The following is an 18,292-nucleotide window of genomic DNA, read 5'->3' on the forward strand; positions in this document are numbered from 1 at the left end:
TTACCAGCGCAGCCGTGGCGACATAGGAAAACTTGCGTTGGCGGTCGCCAGTGCTGCAGAAAACGATGAAGTTGCATTGGATATTTTGAAGCTATTTTGATGTCTTTTTTATAATTAATTTATTTATCCGTTAGTAATTTATAATAATACGTAAAAGACACCTATTCCACTAACCTTATTCCGATCGTCATCACATTGCGCTTTTTTGTTACTGTGCGGTGTACTGTTCAGGCACATTCATCACCACATGAATCGTAAAATCGCCCCCCAAAAAAGCAATCTGGATATCAAAATAGGATGCAAAAATGGCTCGAATCAATGGAATTTTTGAAGTAAAACTAGCCCCCCAATCAGCCGCAGAAGGCACAGAAAGCGCGCAACTCGGACGTATGAGTATAGCGAAGCAATTCTCAGGTGACCTTAACGCACACAGCCTTGGAGAGATATTAGCCTCACGCTCTGCTACGCCTGGTTCCGCTGGATATGTCGCAATGGAGCGCGTTACAGGAACGTTATTCGGAAAGAAAGGTAGCTTTGTGCTCATGCATCTGGGTAGCATGCAGAGTGGAGCCTCTGAATTAAAAATCCAGGTCGTACCAGATTCCGGCAGTGAAGAATTGATTGGACTCAGCGGATTGATGCAGATAGAAATAAAAGAGGGTCAGCACTTTTATACATTTGATTTTTCATTGCCTGGAAGCTGATACAGGCGTGTGAAGCTTCATTAAATTGCCGTTAGCAATCGTGATTGGCGGGTTGCCCCTCCCAGAATTCTGGACGCTCCTGCTTATCGCATTTAAAAGCATTCTGTCATAGCAAATTGACGCTTGGTCTCATGTGCCTCGACCTCCCATTTTTCGTGGATTAAAGTGACATCACTCCAACACGAAATTGAAAGGAAAAATCATGAACCTTAGCGCTAATATGGATGCCGTAGTCATCGCCACGATTGCTCTCGTCATGTTGAGTAATTTGTTACGTGTGATTGCAGGATAAAGCGATCATGCTCACATTTTTGATCTGGCTGATGTTGTTTGTATTTTGCTGGCCGCTCGCACTAATGGCAATCATTCTCTACCCATTGATATGGTTGCTGCTACTACCTCTGCGGATACTAGGAATAGCAGTAGATGGCGTCTTCGAGTTACTGCTTGCGATAGTGCGTTTGCCAGCAAAAATGGTGAATAGTTTGTTGTGATCAGGATAGTGATCACAACAACAAATCACTACAAACAAAGCAACTCGCATTGCTGAAAATAGGATAGCTTTGAATGATTAGTGTACGTGATTAAAAATCTCGTGCAGCTCCTCAAAACAGTCCTCTAATTCGTCATGAGATAGGCCCAGAAAATCTGTGGCCAGTTGACCGCCTTTTTCCCATTCAGCGAGTGTTTCTTCACCATGGTATTTGTGGATGCTGTATTCAGCGACCAATGCCAAAGCAATCAAGGAACGGACCGTTTCTGAGGTCGCGCCATCATTCAGCACCTCGTAATCATGATGCAACAGAATAGCGGTAGATACCTCTTCAGGCAAACCCCAGGTACGCGCCATCAAAGCCCCAATCGAAGTATGGCTGGTGCTATGACGCTGTTGTTCTGTTTCGGTAAATTTATGCTCGAATTGCTGAGAGGCAATATCCAAAGTTTGCTGATATTCCGGAAAACGTTCCATCAACAAGGGAATGCCGATGTCGCAAAACAGACCAAATGTATGCGCCATATCGGCAGAACAGATGCGCATCTGCCCGGCAAGATGCGACATTGCTTGTGCCCTTTTAGAAGAAAAATCCCAAAACTTAACCAATGACACTTTTTCTACTTGCACAGATTGCCGAGCAATAATGCCGGTCATCAACAAACCACATTGGCGCATTCCGAGCAGGTTCACGGCATGTTCGACTGAACTCGCTTTCAAACGCAAACCAAAAAACGATGAATTTGTCAGCTTCAACAGCGAGGCCGCCAATGCAACGTCGTTAGCAATAGTTGCTGCCAGACGCCGTGGATCGGGTTCCTTACATGCCAATTCGGTTTGCACATCAATTAACATGCTGGGACGTGGTGGAATACGGATCGTTTTGATCAAAGAATCAACGGATTGATCATTGGCAGCGGAGGAAATGCTCGAAGGTGTCATGTTAAAACGAAGAAAGGGTCATTTCTGGCGAGCAGCATTTTAACGTATCCATTACTGTGAAGAAATTTATTGCCAATGGAAACCCAGCGTAATCAAGGAAAGCTAACGATGCTTAACATTTCGTTGGCATCACTAATCCATCCTTGATCATAGCCCTGAACAATAGCACAACTTTATTTAACTGGAATGACGGTAGAGTGATCAACAGCGACTGCAGTCACACTATTTTTAGGTGAGCCGTCCACCAGTTTATCTGAGTATGTCAGATAAACCAAGGCGTTACGCTTTTGATCCACCATGCGAACAATACGCAATTTTTTGAACAAGATCGATAAGCTTTGATTGAAAACTTCTTCTTCCTGCTTCAATGGTCCCGTAAAACTAATAGGGCCGACCTGACGGCAGGCAATTGACGCTTCCGACTTGTCCTCGGCTAAACCTAAACCACCAGAAATACCGCCCGTTTTCGCCCGTGATACGTAGCAAGTAATCCCGTTGACTTTAGGATCATCATAAGCCTCAACCACCACTTTATGATCTGGGCCTATCAATTTAAATGCGGTATCGACACTACCAATATTTTCTGCGCTCACCAACTGGGTGCTGGCAACAAATAATGACGCAAACAACGTAACAACCTGAACTGCTGATTTCATATTTATCACCATTTTCTGTTTTCCGATGAAGGAGTGGTATCTCGTCCGTTTTACTTATTCAATCTGGAATGTCGTTTGCTATAGATAAAATAAATAGCGACCGCCACTGACATCCAGATAAAGAATACCTTGAATGTGGTGTCGGACAAGTCTTTTAAAATATACAAGCAAGCAAAAATACTCAAACCAGGAATCAGATACGGTCCAAATGGCACGCGGAAGCCGTCGCTGCCATGACCTATACCTTTACTTCGGATCACTGGTACAGCCGATGACACAACGATAAATGCAACCAGGGTACCCATACTGACCATGTCCCACAAGAAGGTAGAATCGACCAGACCAGCAACTATGGCCACCGCAATACAAACCAGTACTGTATTGACAACAGGTGCTCTGGTACGTGGATTGACGACTTGGAATGAGGACGGAATCAAACCATCTTTACTGATCGCATACAAAATCCGGCTTTGACCGTAAATAGTCACCAGCGTTACGCTGAACACCGAAATCACTGCACCCGCAGATAAAATCAGGGCAGGCCATGCTTTGCCTGTGACGTTTTGCAAAATTACTGCCAGACCGGCTTCCTGGCCTTCAAATAAATTTGCTGGCTGTGCACCAACTGCAGCAACAGCAACTAGCATGTAAAACACCGTCACTACAATCAGCGCAGCCATAATGCCGAGCGGCACGTTACGCTTAGGATCCTTGACCTCAGCACCTGCAGTGGCCACCGTATCGAGACCAATAAATGAGAAAAACACAGTACCAGCAGCGGCAGTCACACCAGCCATGCCCGCCATGCCCTTGCTGTTATCCGTATTAAAAAACGGCGTGAAATGCTCAATATTAAAACCCGAGAAAGCAATCACTGAAAAAAAGATCAATATAACCAGTTTAATCATCACCATAATCGCATTCACGGTTGCCGACTCTTTGGCTCCACGCAAAAGCAAAACACAACAAATGGCGACCAAGGCGACCGGGGGAAGATTAAATTGTCCGGGATGTATTTCAACACCATGGGGGCCTGAAACAACCATAGGCGAACGTAACATTTCCGGAATTTGCCAACCAATCGCATTCTGCAAAAAATTATTCAGATAAGCCGACCAGCCGATCGCAGTCGCACTCGCAGCCAGACCATATTCAAGCAGCAAGCAAGCGGCCACCACAAACGCCGCAAACTCACCCACTGTCGCATATGCAAATGAATAAGAAGAACCGGATGCCGGTATCCGTGCTGCCAGTTCGGAATAACATAAAGCAGTCAAACCGGCAGTCATGGCGGCAATTAAAAATGACAAAATGACAGAAGGCCCTGCTTTGGGGACCGCTTCAACCATGGTAAAGAAAATACCGGTACCTATCGTGGCTCCGACACCTATCATCGTCAGGGAAAATATGCCTAAGGACCGGTGCAGACTGTTTTGCTGTTGATCTTCAGAAATAATGTCATGTGCTTCAACCGCCTTGGTGCGCGTTAATTGCTGTAAAAATGATGGTTGTCTCAAGATCTATCCTTGTTCTTATGTTCAATGCTGATGTTCAAGTTCAGGTGAATAAATGAATGTGCGTTTTAAGAGGCGCTTTCATTCATACTATGTACCACTTACGAACGCAGAATATACGTAACAATGTCATAGAACCGACAAAAATTCAGTCAATCCAACCTAAGGCTGACTGGCTTGATGCCTGAAGTATTTCATTTGTGTTACACCATAACCGCAATCATAGCGGTAAATTTCCTTAGGATGCTGATCAACGACCTATTTTTAAGGTCTTTCGTTGATGCGCGCACTACAAGCAACTGGAATGCGACATTGTCTTTCAAAAAATTGCGGTTCAACTAATTTACAGGTATGTGCTGATCCAGTGCCCATCGCACATGCTCTTGTACTATCTCCGAGGGATGAGAAAGTCTGGCAGTCAAAGCAGCAACGATCTCCGCATCACCACGCATTGTGCTTGCCGCATTGCCAAGACCGACCGCGATATTGCGTAGCCAGCGCTCGTGCCCGATACGGCGGATGGGACTGCCCTCCATCATTCGCAGAAACTGTTCTTCTGTCCATTGCAATAAATGTACCATCCGCGCATGATCAAGACCATGTCTTACCTCGAAATCGTCAACCGCCGCCTCTTGCGCAAACTTATTCCAAGGGCAGAATAATTGACAATCGTCACAACCATAGACGCGATTACCGATCAGGGGACGCAATTCAAGGGGAATACTGCCATGCAATTCTATCGTCAGGTACGAAACGCAACGTCGTGCATCAACCTGATACGGTGCCACAATTGCCTTGGTCGGGCAAACATCCATACATGATTGGCATTGACCGCAATGGTCAGCTACCGGAGGATCCACTGGCAGCGGAATATCAATCAGTATTTCGCCTAAAAAAAACATCGAGCCCGCTTCACGACTTAATAGCAAGCTATGCTTACCACGCCAGCCCAGGCCAGATTTTTCAGCCAGCGCCACTTCCATCACCGGTGCGGAATCGGTAAACACCCGATAGCCAAATTCGCCTACCTCTGCTTTGATTTTATCGGCGAGTTGTTGCAACCGGGTTCGCAGGACTTTGTGGTAGTCACGCCCACGCGCATACACAGAGATGACTGCGGTGTCGGGGGTATGCTTTTTTTCCGCTTCCCGCCATTGTTCAGCCGAAGGCAAATAATTCATGCGTGCCGAAATCACGCGTACCGTGCCTGGCACTAATTCGTCAGGACGGCTGCGCTTGGTACCATGGGATGCCATATACGCCATCTCGCCATGGTAACCTGCGTCCAGCCATTGCTGTAATTCGGCTTCCGCATGACTTAAATCAACATCAGCGATACGAATTTCTGCAAAGCCGAACTCCTTACCCCAACGCTTGATTTGCATCGATAAATCAGCTAATGCTTGTTCATTCAAGTTCACGCTTTACACTCCGGCGGATACACAAGGGCTGGGCAATATGCTATGTTTAGCGAATTCATGGATAGAAGTCAGGCTGGAAATGTCACATTATAAAACTACACTGCACGATGAAGCTGCAACTCAGGCATTAGGTAAGTGTCTTGCGCATCACCTAAGTCCTGGCATGAGCATTTTTTTGCACGGTGATCTGGGTGCTGGCAAAACTTCACTGACCCGCTCTTTGATTCACGCTGCTGGTTATACAGGTACTGTCAAAAGTCCAACTTATACGCTGGCAGAGCCATATGCTGTACAAATCAAAGGTCAGGCAAGCACTATCATGCATTTTGACCTATACCGGATGATCAGTGCAGAAGAATTTACCGAAGCAGGCTTCAGAGAAGAGTTTAACGAAAAAAATATTTGCATCGTTGAATGGCCTGAAAAAGCCGATGGTCTGCTACCCGAACCCGATTTGCATGTATTTTTAAGCGTCAAAGGCGACGGTCGTGAGGTAGAATTGCGGGCGTTGTCAGTCAAAGGTACCGCATGTCTCGCATCACTCCAATTTGCCCCGAATCTGTAAGCACAGAATTTAATCCTGAGGCCACCGCAGCCTGCGCCACGCGCCTGGCAAAAACACGCCGTACTTTCATCAAAGCGGGTGGCACTTTACTGCTCTCAGTCTTTGTTCCGCAAGTGTCACAAGCCGCAAAAATCCTCGCAGTGCGCGTCTGGCCAGCCGAAGACTACACGCGTGTTACTTTGGAAAATGACAGTGAGCTGGTGACCAATTATTTTACGGTCAAAAATCCAGAGCGTCTGGTGGTCGATATCGAAGGTCTGGAACTTAATCCAACCTTAAAAGAGCTGGTCGCCAAAATTCAACCGAATGACCCGTATATCAAACAAGTCAGAGTCGGTCAAAATAAACCGAATGTGGTTCGTCTGGTATTCGACCTGAAAGAAGAAGTCAGCCCGCAGGTATTTACGCTACAACCTGTAGGTACTTACAAGCATCGCCTGGTATTTGATCTGTATCCGGCATCGGCACCAGATCCAATTATGGCAATGATAGAAAAAGGCGAATGGCAAAGCGACAACAAGCCAACTCAAGTGGCTCCAACGATCCCGAACGTCAATCCGCCGCTCGCCAATGTTCCTAAGCCAGATACATCGACAACGATTGCCAGGAACGATACCAAAGCAGAAGCAAAGCTTGACCCCAAATTTGAGCCGAAACCCGAACCCAAAGCCGATTTCCCTCCCAAGGAGAAATCAGTATCTAATGGCCGCATGATTACCATAGCGATTGACCCGGGTCACGGTGGCGAAGACCCGGGTGCGACCGGCCGCGGTGGCAATCGGGAAAAAGACGTGGTGCTGTCGATCGCTAAACGTTTAAAAGCCAAAATTGAACAACAACCAAATATGCGCGTCATGTTGACCCGCGATGCAGATTTTTTTGTGCCGTTGAATGTCAGGGTGCAAAAAGCACGTGCGGTGCAGGCCGATTTGTTTATGTCCGTCCACGCTGATGCATTTGTGAATTCTTCCGCACAAGGCTCGTCGGTTTTTGTCTTGTCTGACAAAGGCGCCAGCTCTGCCGCCGCACGCTGGCTAGCCGACAATGAAAATGCTGCCGATCTGATTGGTGGCGTCAATATCAAGAGCCATGACAAACAACTCGCCAGCGTCTTACTCGATCTGTCCACCACTGCGCAGATTAATGACAGTTTAAAACTTGGCAAAGTCGTTCTGTCAGAAATCAGTGGCATCAATAAACTGCATAAAGGTTCCGTAGAACAAGCCGGATTTGCAGTATTAAAGGCACCCGACATTCCAAGTATTCTGATCGAAACCGCGTTTATTTCGAATCCGGAAGAAGAAGCTAAACTGACAGATGACGCCTATCAGGATCAAATGGCTGAGGCGATATTGAAAGGGGTCAAAAAATATTTCTCGCGTAATCCGCCGCTGGCGAAGAGTCGATTTACCTGATCTTCGTCGCTGATCATAGAAAAAAAAGCCCGGCTTGTGAACTGCAAACCCGGGCTTTTTTATTCAATCGTAGCAGATGAATCGCAAGCCACACCTGCTGAAATCCAACGTCTGACCCGCCGCGCAAACCAACTCTGCCAACGTAACGGCAGCCACACCAGATACCGTGCTGGCTGAGTCGACATACCGCAACGATACATTTTTTGGCCATCGTCCCACACCAAAGCCTGACAACTACCTACACGTTGCCACAAAAAAAATAGCGCCACCGGACAAGGTTCGGCAGCGCAACAGACGCCACAGCCATTGCAAGGCTGCCCAACTTCAGGCTTGACTGGTGCATCGTGGTGCAGCCAGATCAGCTTGGAAGAAGTCGTCGTGTTTTTCAAGATTGACCTGATAGCAATGTCGATACGTTGATGTCGATACTTCGGAAGGGTGACACCCACCCTACAAAATCAGGATGTACGACGAAAACCCGTCAACAACTTCCACAGCGTACCCAATACCACTGGGATAATAGCGACACCGACACCAAATAACACGATGGTATTCAAATGATCACGAATCATTGGGATATTGCCAAAGAAATAGCCGCACAAGACCAAAGAAAAAATCCACAACAAAGCGCCAAGCACATTGAATGTCTGGAAAGTTTTGTGCGTCATATCAGAAATGCCGGCAACAAACGGCGCAAACGTTCTGACGATAGGAATAAAACGCGCCAGCACTACGGTTTTACCGCCATGCTTTTCATAGAATTCATGCGTCTTCATCAGTGCGTTTTTATCTAGCCAACTATAATTCTTTTCCAGAATTTTATGGCCAATCAGACTACCTATCCAATAATTGACGGTATTGCCCAAAATTGACGCAAGTAAGAATAAAACAATGATGCCCCAGACGTTCAAAGAACCTGTAGCACTGAACGTGCCGGCGATGAACAATAAAGAATCACCAGGTAAAAACGGAAAAATAACAAACGCCGTTTCGCAAAAAATAATTACAAATAAGACAAAATAGACCAATGTCCCATATTGCTTGATTACCGCATCCAGCATTTTGTCGACATGCAAGATCATGTCAAATAATTGCATTAAATCCATTATCATCCTAGTCAATGAAGCCGACGCAATCATACACTATGGCGTATTACGCGCAAGCACAGACAGGTATAATCGGGGAATGAATACGAATTTACCTGCTTACCGGCCTATCCAGGCCCTGCCCGACAACCTGATTTCCCAAATCGCCGCAGGCGAAGTGGTAGAACGCCCGTCTGCCGTGGTCAAAGAAGTATTAGAAAACGCCTTGGATGCCGGTGCGACCAATATCACGATTCGCCTGGAAGAAGGCGGTGTCAAACGCATCGCCATTTGCGACAACGGACGCGGCATACCGCCAGAGCAATTGCCATTGGCAGTAGCGCGTCATGCCACCTCCAAAATATCGTCGCTGACTGAATTAGAAAATGTCGCCACCTTGGGTTTTCGTGGTGAGGCGTTGGCGTCGATCGCCTCGGTGTCGCTGCTCACACTGACGACGCGCACCGCCGATGCGCCGCATGCGTGGCAAATCGAAGCCGGTAAAATTTCGCCTGCATCTGGTGCTATTGGCACCACCGTTGATGTGCAAGACCTGTACTACAACACCCCGGCACGACGTAAATTTTTAAAATCAGAACAAACTGAATTTGGTCATTGTGCCGAAGTTGTGCGCCGTATTGCCTTAGCACGACCAGACGTCTCGTTTTCATTGACCCACAATGGCAAAGCTGTTGACCACTGGAATGTCAGCGCGATTGATAAGCGTAGCGCGCAGATTCTGGGCGATGCGTTTTCCAGCGCCCGCCTGCCACTTGATGAAAGCGCCGGCCCTTTACGTGTACATGGCTTTGTCGGCTTACCGACGGCCTCACGTGGGCGCGCCGATGCCCAGTTTTTTTATGTCAATGGCCGTTTTGTCCGCGATAAATTGTTGACCCACGCCGTGCGCGCTGCTTATCAGGATGTGCTGCATGGCGACCGCTACCCATCCTATGTATTGGCGCTCGATTTAGATCCGGCATTGGTGGACGTCAATGTGCACCCCTCTAAAATTGAAGTACGTTTTCGCGATAGCCGCGCCGTGCATCAGTTTGTATTTCATGCCGTCAGCCGTGCATTAGCGCAAACCTCGGCCACGGCATTTGGTACAGTACCTGCGCCAGCCACGGCGGCATCTGCAACTGCCGTCCTGTCAGGTAAAACGCCGTGGATTGCTGGTGAGCAGACCACATTCGCCAGCCAATTTGCGACACCTTCACCGTATGCGGGCAATAATGGATCCGGCTTTGGTGGCAGTCAAAACTACAATAATTTTGGCAGCAAGAATGAACATGGCGTCGCCCAAAGCTTGCAAAGCTATGGTGCGTTTTTCAAGAGTGACAACACCAATAACGCCTTTGATGCCCCCCCTTCAGTGCCATCAGCGCCAACCAGTACTTTGCCAGAAGATGATCATCCACTCGGCTTTGCACTGGCACAGTTGCATGGCGTCTATGTGCTGGCACAAAACAGCAAAGGCTTGGTGTTGGTGGACATGCATGCGGCACATGAGCGTATCTTGTACGAGCAACTCAAAAACGCGCTCGATGAGAACGCCATGCCCGTTCAACCCATGCTGATTCCCGTCACGTTTTATGCCGATGCCGTTGAAGTTGGCACCGTTGAAGAGCATCAGGAGACCCTCAAAACTCTGGGCTTTGATATGAGCGCCATTTCGCCCACCACATTGGCAGTGCGTGCCGTACCCGCTTTACTCAAAAACGCCGACGCCCAATCACTGGCACGCGATGTCCTGCGTGAAGTACGTGAGTTTGGTGGCTCGCGGGTGTTGATTGACCGCCGCAATGAATTGCTTGGCACCCTCGCCTGCCATACCGCCGTGCGCGCCAATCGCAGCCTCACCGTGCCAGAAATGAACGCCCTGTTGCGCCAGATGGAACACACCGAACGCGCCGACCAATGCAATCACGGTCGCCCAACCTGGGTGCAATTGGGTATGAATGACCTCGATAAAATGTTTTTACGTGGGCAGTAAATCACCACGTTAGCACCTTCACGCCGCCCTGCACCGTTAATGCAGGGTGGCAGTTTCATACAGAAAGTCCGCATCATGAACAAGGCCAAAGTCATCGCCATCATGGGCCCTACCGCATCGGGTAAAACCGCTGCCGCCTTAGAAATCGCCAAGCATATTCCATCCGAAATTATCTCGGTGGATTCGGCATTGGTGTATCGCGATATGAATATAGGCACCGCCAAACCCAGTGCCGAAGAACTGGCCAGCGCACCACATCATTTGATCGACATCATCGATCCTGCAGAATCGTATTCCGTCGCGCAATTTCGTAAAGATACCGAACGCTTAGTCCAGGACATACAATCCCGTGGCAAGTTGCCCATCTTAGTCGGCGGCACGATGATGTATTTCAATGCCTTAAAAAATGGCCTGGACGACTTACCCGGAGCCGACCCGGCAATCCGCGCCGAACTCGATGCCGAAGCCGAACGTATAGGCGTACCCGGCCTGCATGCCCGCCTTGCAGAAATCGATCCCGACACCGCGGCACGCTTAAAACCCAACGATAGCCAGCGCATACAACGCGCCTTAGAAATCTATGCCATCTCCGGCGAAACCATGTCGAGCTTGTTCGCCCGCCAAACCAAAGCAGGCCCCGCCTTCGATATGCTCGCCGTATCCTTAGAACCTTCTGATCGCAGCGTCTTACACCAGCGTATCGCGCTACGCTTTGATCTGATGCTTCAAAACGGCTTTATCGATGAAGTGAAAATGCTCAAGCAACGGCCAGAGCTACACGCCAATTTGCCATCCATACGCTGCGTCGGTTATCGCCAGGCCTGGGATTACCTCGACCAACTGATCAGCTACGACGACATGCGCGAACGCGGCATCATCGCCACCCGCCAACTGGCCAAACGTCAGCTCACCTGGCTACGTTCCATGCCAGAACGCATCGTCATCGACTGCCTGAGCCCCAATCCACCAGCACAGATTCTGCAATTAGCGCAACAGCAACTTGATCTGCCAGCAACGAAATAAATCAGAGATAAAGCTTGTCTTTTTAAATATTCGCAGGCGTTTTCAGCAAAAAGATTGCCCCCAGTATTGACACGATAAGCGCATCCTGCCATAATCTCAGGCTTCTTGGTGATATAGCTCAGTTGGTTAGAGCACAGCACTCATAATGCTGGGGTCGGTGGTTCAAGTCCACCTATCACCACCAGATTCGCGTTCTGACTAGTTCAGTAACGTACAAAGAACCCGCTTCTAGCTTAGGCTACAGCGGGTTTTTTGTTCTCTACGGTATTTTAACGTTCGTTGAAATCCGCAACTTTTGACGGTATATTTGACGGTATCTTGTCATACCGTCAAAACAGATAGGCGGGGGAATCAGCGCCAACACTTTTTGAATTCTTAGAGATATCCAATAGCTCGTTTAGATTTTTATTAATTTCCGTCATCTATTAGTTCCCCAAAATATATTATTAATCATTATCTAAAAAAAACGCATCAAACATGCATCTTCGTTATCACCATCAAATGCAATAAGTAATGATCCATGTCTTTACTTGATAAAGCTATGACTCACATAGATGTTTAATGTACTGTGCCTTTTCACTTTGTTGCATTCTGGTTGCAAGATGAGGCGAACATGAAGGCATTTATTAGTATTTTATAATTTCACGATAAAATTGCGTCTATTCAGAACTGATAAATCTCGGTTCCATATCTTCGGTTCCATATCCCATCTCATCTCCTGGCTCCATCGTGAAAATTATTAAAATAAGTGCAATAACTCTGGTCTTGATTTCGATTGCCGCCGGAGCGGTGTTTTATAATCGGGGCAAGACAGCAAACGTGCCTGAGGGTTCCGTCGTTGCGTCGTCGAATGATGTGGTACTTGAGAATCAATTGAAAGAGGTCCTCGCCAATTACCGCAAGATCATTGTTCTGGTGGCGGACGAGGATAAGATGTCTAAGCCGGAATTGGCAGCGAGTGTCAGCGTCGGTCAGCAAGTGTTTCATGAGAATCAGGACAAAATAACTGTCCTGAAAAACGCGCTGGATAAGCTCTTTACGTCCGCTGATGCCAAGCGTTTTGAGACCATCAATCGTTTGCTGGATTACGTTGAATCTGACAGCAGCTTGTTTGACGCTGATCGCCTTGCGTTTAAAGAAGTGCTGACTTCGCTGCAAAGCTCGGTGACTAAAGATAGCTCGCTGACGGCGATCAAGATGCATAAGCGCATTTCTGAGGATCTGGACGCGTTAAATGAAATCGAGCGCAATTACGAAAAAGAATTGGGACAGATTTTCGGCCATTTTGATCAGCGCGGGATCGTTCTAAAACGTGAAAAATGGGACGCTTATGTTGCGCATCTGAAGGAGCAATATTCGCTTGAGAAAATCCTCAAAGATTACGGCACGGTACTCCCTGCCCCTATAAAAGACGACCCTACTGACGCTGACAGCAAAAAGGCTGAACGTGAAATCTTCGGCGACAAGCTGCCACCAAAAACGATCGCACTGACTTTTGATGATGGCCCGCACAAACAATACACCGAAGAAATCGCTGCGATTCTCAAACAATATGAAGCGCCAGCAGTCTTCTTTAATGTTGGTCAAAATCTGGGCACGGTCAATGCGGATGGCACCGCGACGCTGGCAGCAACAGCCAAGATCAGTCAGAAGCTACGTGATGCAGGCTTTGTCATTGGCAATCATAGTTTCTCTCATGCGCAGTTATCCAAATTAAGCGGCGACTCGCTGAACAAAGAAATTTTTAATACGGATGCCTTGTTGAAGAGCATGGATGCAAATCGCTCGCCGCTCTTCCGCTTCCCGTATGGCGCACACAATCAGGAAGGTCTGCAAGCCCTGGAAAAAGCGCATCTGCAATCGGTGATGTGGAATATTGATTCGCTGGACTGGGCTGATCCCATTCCTAGTTCGATTGCGGATCGTGTTTTAAAAGCAGTGGAGAAACAAGGCCACGGCATCATTCTGTTCCACGATATTCATGACCGCGCAGTCAAGGCGCTGCCTGTGATTATGGACAAATTGGTCGCTGATGGCTATAAGTTTGCTGGCTGGGATGGCAGCACATTTACGGTCGCTAAAAGCGATAAAGCAGCCCCAGAAAAAGTCTCTGTCAGCGCAGGTTATAGCAACTCTTGGGCGATGGTGATTGGCATTAATGACTACTCGAAATGGCCTAAGCTGCAATATGCGGTACAAGATGCGCAGGGTGTGCGTCAGATTCTGATTGAGAAACTTGGCTTCCCTGCCGATCATGTGTTCTCGCTCCAAAATGGCGAGGCGACACGTAACGGAATTTTGGCGGCCTTCCATGATCGGCTGGCAAATTCTAGCATTCAAAAAAATGACCGGATTTTTGTCTTTTTTGCGGGTCATGGGGCAACTCGTAAGTTAAGTTCTGGACGCGATCTGGGCTACATCGTTCCGGTGGATTCTGATCCGAATGAATTTGCCGCTGATGCGATTCCGATGACGGAGATTCAAAATATCTCAGAAAGCCTGACCTCGAAGCACGTGCTCTTTGTGATGGATGCGTGTTACAGCGGGCTGGGATTAACCCGTGGTGGGGCTTCTAACTACCTGCGTGATAACGCCAAGCGTATCGGTCGCCAGATGTTGACAGCAGGTGGCACCGATCAAATGGTAGCAGACGGCGGGCCCAATGGTCATTCGGTATTTACCTGGACCTTGATGCAAGGATTGTCTGGTAAAGCCGATTTGAATGGTGACGGCATTATCACGGCAACCGAGCTTGCCGCTTACGTGGCGCCAGCCGTAGCGGCGGTATCAAAGCAAACGCCCGCTTTTGGTAGCTTGCCAGGATCTGAAGGTGGGGATTTTGTATTTGAATTACCGGTTGAAACGGAATACCTCAATACCTCTACGGCACAACTGTCCAATGACGCGATTGCACTCAATAGCAAACTCGATTCAAGCAGACCAGAAGCCATTCCTGACAGCAAAAACACTGGTGCGAAATCAGCGCCAGTCGTCAAGATTAAAGATTTACAGGGTACGGTACAAACCATCGTCACACCTGTTCCCATCCCCGTCTCTGCCCGGCAAATGGCACAGCATGCGAATGATCGTGGGCTGCAGTTTTACAAAGAAAAGCACTACGATGAAGCCGAAGCACAATTTACGGAAGCATTAAAACTGCGCCCTGACTTTGCGCTTGCCGCCAACAATCTGGGCTTTGTTTACTATAAACGCGAAAAATACGCCGAGGCGGCACGCTGGTTTGAAAATACCGTCAAAATTGATCCGTCGCGTGCGATTGCGTATCTGAATTTGGGCGATTCCTACTTCCATGTGGGGGACAACGCCAAAGCGAAAAAAGCGTATCAGACCTATCTGGAATTAAACCCCAATTCCCCCTCTGCGACCTATGCGAAGCAGCAGATAGAAAAGCTCTGATGAGAAAAGATCTGATAAATAGCCGTCTATCTTTTCAAAAAACCACAGGTGGCGATCCTGTCTGTGGTTGTTATTACACAAATATTTCTCTCACGATCAAACATTGTTAAATCATTGATTGAAATTTATTTTACAAAAAAATCTGATATATACTGCCGACCATTGTCTCGATGACAATGAATGAAATTTCACATTTTTCAAATTTGAATTTAAGGCAAACAATATGAAAGCATACGGAGCAGAATTTATTGGGACCTTTTGGTTAGTGCTAGGCGGTTGCGGCAGCGCTGTTCTGGCGGCTGGCTTTCCTGGTTTGGGCATTGGTTTTGTCGGCGTATCGTTGGCGTTTGGTCTCACGGTATTGACGATGGCATATGCGATTGGCCACATATCTGGTTGCCATTTGAATCCGGCGGTATCCGTTGGACTTTGGGTAGGCGGTCGTTTTCCGGCCAAACAGGTCATTCCATACATTGTGGCTCAAGTGTTAGGTGGTCTGGCGGCAGGCGGCGTTCTGTACTTAATCGCCAGCGGTAAAGCTGGTTTTGATGTGGCTGGCGGTTTTGCATCAAATGGTTTTGGTGAGCACTCCCCGGGTCAATACACGATGGTTGCGGGCTTTATCTGCGAAGTGGTGATGACCATGATGTTCTTGTTCATCATTCTTGGCGCGACAGATAAGCGTGCGCCAGCGGGTTTTGCACCGCTGGCAATCGGTTTGGGTCTGACCTTGATTCACTTGATCAGCATCCCGGTAACAAACACTTCCGTCAATCCTGCACGCAGCACCGCAGTCGCGTTGTATGTGGGTGACTGGGCTGTTTCGCAATTATGGATGTTCTGGGTTGCACCTATCATTGGCGCAGTGCTTGGTGGATTGATCTACAAATTTATCGGCAGTGACAAGTAATATTTAAATCCTGACGTTTGCTTTAAAACGCGGAACACATTAAAAAAGCCCAGCGCTACTTATTGAGCGCCGGGCTTTTTAACTCTCTTATTGATACGGATCATGCTCCAAAAAATGGTCGATCCTGAAAAAATAATCCTTTCAAACGCTTGCGATAAATCGCCATCAGCAGCGCCATCAATACAACAAGCAGGTTGAAGCCGAGAATTTTGCTACCGCCAAGATCAACAAAGGGAATCGCGTTGGAAGGCATGGTCGCGGCATTGAGGCCATGATCATAACTGGCACCAATCACTTGACCAGCATTATTAATCGCATTGGTCAGGTAAAGACTTTTACCACTAGGATGCATAGTAATTTTGTTGTCACGCCAGACAAAGGTGTAACGTATATCGGCAAGATCAACAATACCAACCACATGACCTTCTTTATTGATGCCAGTGGCAAAACTATCGCCATAGCCAATTTTTTCGCCAAGGTCGATCATCTGTTTGCCGTCGTGAACAAACGCATGCCAACGACGATCCTTGGTTTCTGCTGTTCCAACGACGACGCCCTGATCATTGACTGCGGTGGCTGAACTATAACGGCCACCCAGTGTTCCAAGGTCTTTCATCCCGGTCGTTTTGTCGTATAAAAACGCATGGCGTGATCCATCTTCAGTCGTTGCTGTACCAGCTACCTGCCCCTGATTATTGATTCCACCTGCATAGCTCACTTTACCACCCAGGGTGCCCAGATCTTTTAAAGCCTCTCCCGGTGTATACAAAAAAGCGTGCCAATCACCATCGACTGTGTCAGCAAAACCGGTGGCAATACCCTCGTTATTAATAGCAACACCGTAGCTGTTTGGGCCGCCTAATGTGCCGATCTCTTGCTGATGATGGTTACGATCACGGATAAATGCGCTGGCGATGTTACCGATTTTTGAATAACCAATTACCTCACCGCGGTCGTTGATGTGCTTGGCTTCGCTTTCTGTTTCTCCAGGAAGCTCTAGCTTGATCAACTGACCTTTGTCATAGAAAACAGCATGCGGCGTACCATTTTTTTCTTTGATAACAGCAGCAATCTGACCGGACGCATTCATGTCGTAAGCGATTGACTCACCATACTGCTGACGCGAAATACCGACCGAATTGCTGATAGCAAAGGCTTCACTACTCAATACAACTAACGACAATAAAGCAAACCGGAATAAACGGTGATGCATGCGATTCTCCTTTTTTTGAGCGAAGTACTGATCAATATCTTGGACAGCACAAACAGCGAAAGAAACAGCAAATGCGAGCGAACAACTTTTAAGGCGGAAGCAACAGCGAAACGAACTGAGCGCAAACGCGCTCAGTTGATGGTGAAGAAAGAATTAAGGTTGAACGGTATTCATCAATTGCAAGTTAAAGCGCAAATTTTCTGCGGCTTTATCCTGGTCGCGCAATTGTCGACGCAAACTGTTACGTTCGTCGTCGGTTTTGGCTTCGGATAATCTTCTCTCAAGATCACGGGAAGTCGAGGCAATATTAGTCAATTGTTGGTTGATATTGTAGATCTGGTACGCACGGTCAAACGCCATCACAAAGCCAGGTTCACCAGCTTGTCCAGCGCAGGCATCACGCTTAAAACCGTTGCCATCCATACCTTCACGCCAACCACGTTGTGGCGTGCAGAAAGTCGCTATACCCTGATCCCATCCATAGTAATAGGCACTAGGACTAGGCGTTACGCCCACTTTAGCGCAATCTTTGGTGTAATCCGCCAGATTGGATCTGGACTCGCCCTTAGAACCATCTTCTCGTCCTGTACGCGCCCAATCTGCCACCTTGCATTGTTCAGGGCTCATGCTCTCGCAAGCACTGAGTAATAAGGCAGCAGAGGTCGAGAGCACGATAATCGCTGAGCGATAGAAATTGTTAGCCATGATAGTTAATAATAAATAGGTGATGGAACGAGAAAAGCAAAAGATGGCATGAAATTAACAATATTATAATCACGCTTATATCATTGGGGAAACATTTCTTTTTACGCGTCTATGTGCACCACAAAAATCAGATCACGCAACGAATTTCAGGCGTCTGGAATAGATCAAAACAAAGGACAAATGAAGCCTTTATAGTAGTTTGGTGGCAATATTTCGTCTATATTGCGTCTATA

At 47.6% G+C, this 18,292-nt stretch carries 16 protein-coding genes and 1 tRNA gene; 9 read left to right on the forward strand and 8 right to left on the reverse strand.

Annotation, left to right across the window (positions count from 1 at the left end):
• Positions 1-305 precede the first annotated feature (305 nt).
• Together ACO0KY_RS17025 and ACO0KY_RS17030 are read left to right on the forward strand one after the other, a co-directional pair.
• On the forward strand, positions 306-704 hold the full coding sequence (locus tag ACO0KY_RS17025) for a DUF3224 domain-containing protein (protein ID WP_423048034.1): 399 nt from the start codon (positions 306-308) through the stop codon (positions 702-704).
• A 299-nt stretch (positions 705-1,003) separates the two neighbouring features.
• Positions 1,004-1,198, forward strand: a complete 195-nt coding sequence (locus ACO0KY_RS17030) for a hypothetical protein (RefSeq protein ID WP_186914008.1) — start codon at positions 1,004-1,006, stop codon at positions 1,196-1,198.
• A gap of 77 nt (positions 1,199-1,275) precedes the next feature.
• Here the strand turns inward: ACO0KY_RS17030 and ACO0KY_RS17035 are convergent, their stop codons facing one another.
• The 4 genes from ACO0KY_RS17035 to queG form a co-directional block, all read right to left on the reverse strand.
• Positions 1,276-2,139, reverse strand: coding sequence for an HDOD domain-containing protein (locus tag ACO0KY_RS17035; protein ID WP_422993007.1), 864 nt, complete (start codon positions 2,137-2,139; stop codon positions 1,276-1,278).
• A 173-nt stretch (positions 2,140-2,312) separates the two neighbouring features.
• Positions 2,313-2,795 carry a CreA family protein gene (locus ACO0KY_RS17040; RefSeq protein WP_186914010.1) on the reverse strand — a complete coding sequence of 161 codons (483 nt, stop codon included), beginning with the start codon at positions 2,793-2,795 and terminating at the stop codon, positions 2,313-2,315.
• A 50-nt stretch (positions 2,796-2,845) separates the two neighbouring features.
• Complete coding sequence (locus ACO0KY_RS17045; protein ID WP_423048036.1) at positions 2,846-4,312, reverse strand: APC family permease; 1,467 nt, start codon at positions 4,310-4,312, stop codon at positions 2,846-2,848.
• A gap of 335 nt (positions 4,313-4,647) precedes the next feature.
• Positions 4,648-5,694, reverse strand: coding sequence for a tRNA epoxyqueuosine(34) reductase QueG (gene queG, locus ACO0KY_RS17050; RefSeq protein ID WP_423048078.1), 1,047 nt, complete (start codon positions 5,692-5,694; stop codon positions 4,648-4,650).
• Positions 5,695-5,809: 115 nt separating this feature from the next.
• Here queG and tsaE point away from each other — a divergent pair, with 115 nt between their 5' ends.
• The gene (tsaE, locus tag ACO0KY_RS17055; protein ID WP_423048038.1) at positions 5,810-6,295 is read left to right on the forward strand and encodes a tRNA (adenosine(37)-N6)-threonylcarbamoyltransferase complex ATPase subunit type 1 TsaE; all 486 of its coding nucleotides are present in this window, start codon (positions 5,810-5,812) and stop codon (positions 6,293-6,295) included.
• Complete coding sequence (locus tag ACO0KY_RS17060; RefSeq protein ID WP_423048040.1) at positions 6,259-7,710, forward strand: N-acetylmuramoyl-L-alanine amidase; 1,452 nt, start codon at positions 6,259-6,261, stop codon at positions 7,708-7,710. Before tsaE ends, ACO0KY_RS17060 begins: the two co-directional genes overlap by 37 nt.
• 59 nt (positions 7,711-7,769) lie before the next feature.
• On the opposite strand, the gene ACO0KY_RS17065 is transcribed toward ACO0KY_RS17060, so the two are convergent.
• Together ACO0KY_RS17065 and ACO0KY_RS17070 are read right to left on the reverse strand one after the other, a co-directional pair.
• Positions 7,770-8,099, reverse strand: coding sequence for a hypothetical protein (locus ACO0KY_RS17065; RefSeq protein WP_423048042.1), 330 nt, complete (start codon positions 8,097-8,099; stop codon positions 7,770-7,772).
• Positions 8,100-8,168: 69 nt separating this feature from the next.
• Positions 8,169-8,816: a VTT domain-containing protein gene (locus ACO0KY_RS17070; protein ID WP_186914015.1), complete on the reverse strand. Its 648-nt coding sequence runs from the start codon at positions 8,814-8,816 to the stop codon at positions 8,169-8,171.
• A gap of 79 nt (positions 8,817-8,895) precedes the next feature.
• On the opposite strand from ACO0KY_RS17070, the gene mutL reads away from it, so the two are divergent.
• The 5 genes from mutL to aqpZ all read left to right on the forward strand — a co-directional run bounded on the left by mutL (position 8,896) and on the right by aqpZ (position 16,141).
• Positions 8,896-10,791: a DNA mismatch repair endonuclease MutL gene (gene mutL, locus ACO0KY_RS17075; RefSeq protein WP_423048045.1), complete on the forward strand. Its 1,896-nt coding sequence runs from the start codon at positions 8,896-8,898 to the stop codon at positions 10,789-10,791.
• Between the two features lie 75 nt (positions 10,792-10,866).
• Positions 10,867-11,814 (forward strand): tRNA (adenosine(37)-N6)-dimethylallyltransferase MiaA, encoded by a 948-nt coding sequence (gene miaA / locus ACO0KY_RS17080; protein ID WP_423048047.1) that lies wholly within the window; start codon positions 10,867-10,869, stop codon positions 11,812-11,814.
• Positions 11,815-11,921: 107 nt separating this feature from the next.
• Positions 11,922-11,998: transfer RNA gene (locus ACO0KY_RS17085), tRNA-Met, on the forward strand.
• Between the two features lie 545 nt (positions 11,999-12,543).
• On the forward strand, positions 12,544-15,231 hold the full coding sequence (locus ACO0KY_RS17090) for a polysaccharide deacetylase family protein (protein ID WP_423048049.1): 2,688 nt from the start codon (positions 12,544-12,546) through the stop codon (positions 15,229-15,231).
• Between the two features lie 223 nt (positions 15,232-15,454).
• Positions 15,455-16,141, forward strand: coding sequence for an aquaporin Z (gene aqpZ, locus ACO0KY_RS17095; protein WP_423048051.1), 687 nt, complete (start codon positions 15,455-15,457; stop codon positions 16,139-16,141).
• A 100-nt stretch (positions 16,142-16,241) separates the two neighbouring features.
• Here the strand turns inward: aqpZ and ACO0KY_RS17100 are convergent, their stop codons facing one another.
• Positions 16,242-17,354 carry an HAF repeat-containing protein gene (locus ACO0KY_RS17100; protein ID WP_423048053.1) on the reverse strand — a complete coding sequence of 371 codons (1,113 nt, stop codon included), beginning with the start codon at positions 17,352-17,354 and terminating at the stop codon, positions 16,242-16,244.
• A gap of 153 nt (positions 17,355-17,507) precedes the next feature.
• Positions 17,508-18,059, reverse strand: coding sequence for a DUF2799 domain-containing protein (locus ACO0KY_RS17105; RefSeq protein WP_423048055.1), 552 nt, complete (start codon positions 18,057-18,059; stop codon positions 17,508-17,510).
• Between the last annotated feature and the right edge of the window lie 233 nt (positions 18,060-18,292).

The organism is Undibacterium sp. Dicai25W (assembly GCF_049340505.1).
GTDB lineage: Bacteria > Pseudomonadota > Gammaproteobacteria > Burkholderiales > Burkholderiaceae_D > Undibacterium > Undibacterium jejuense.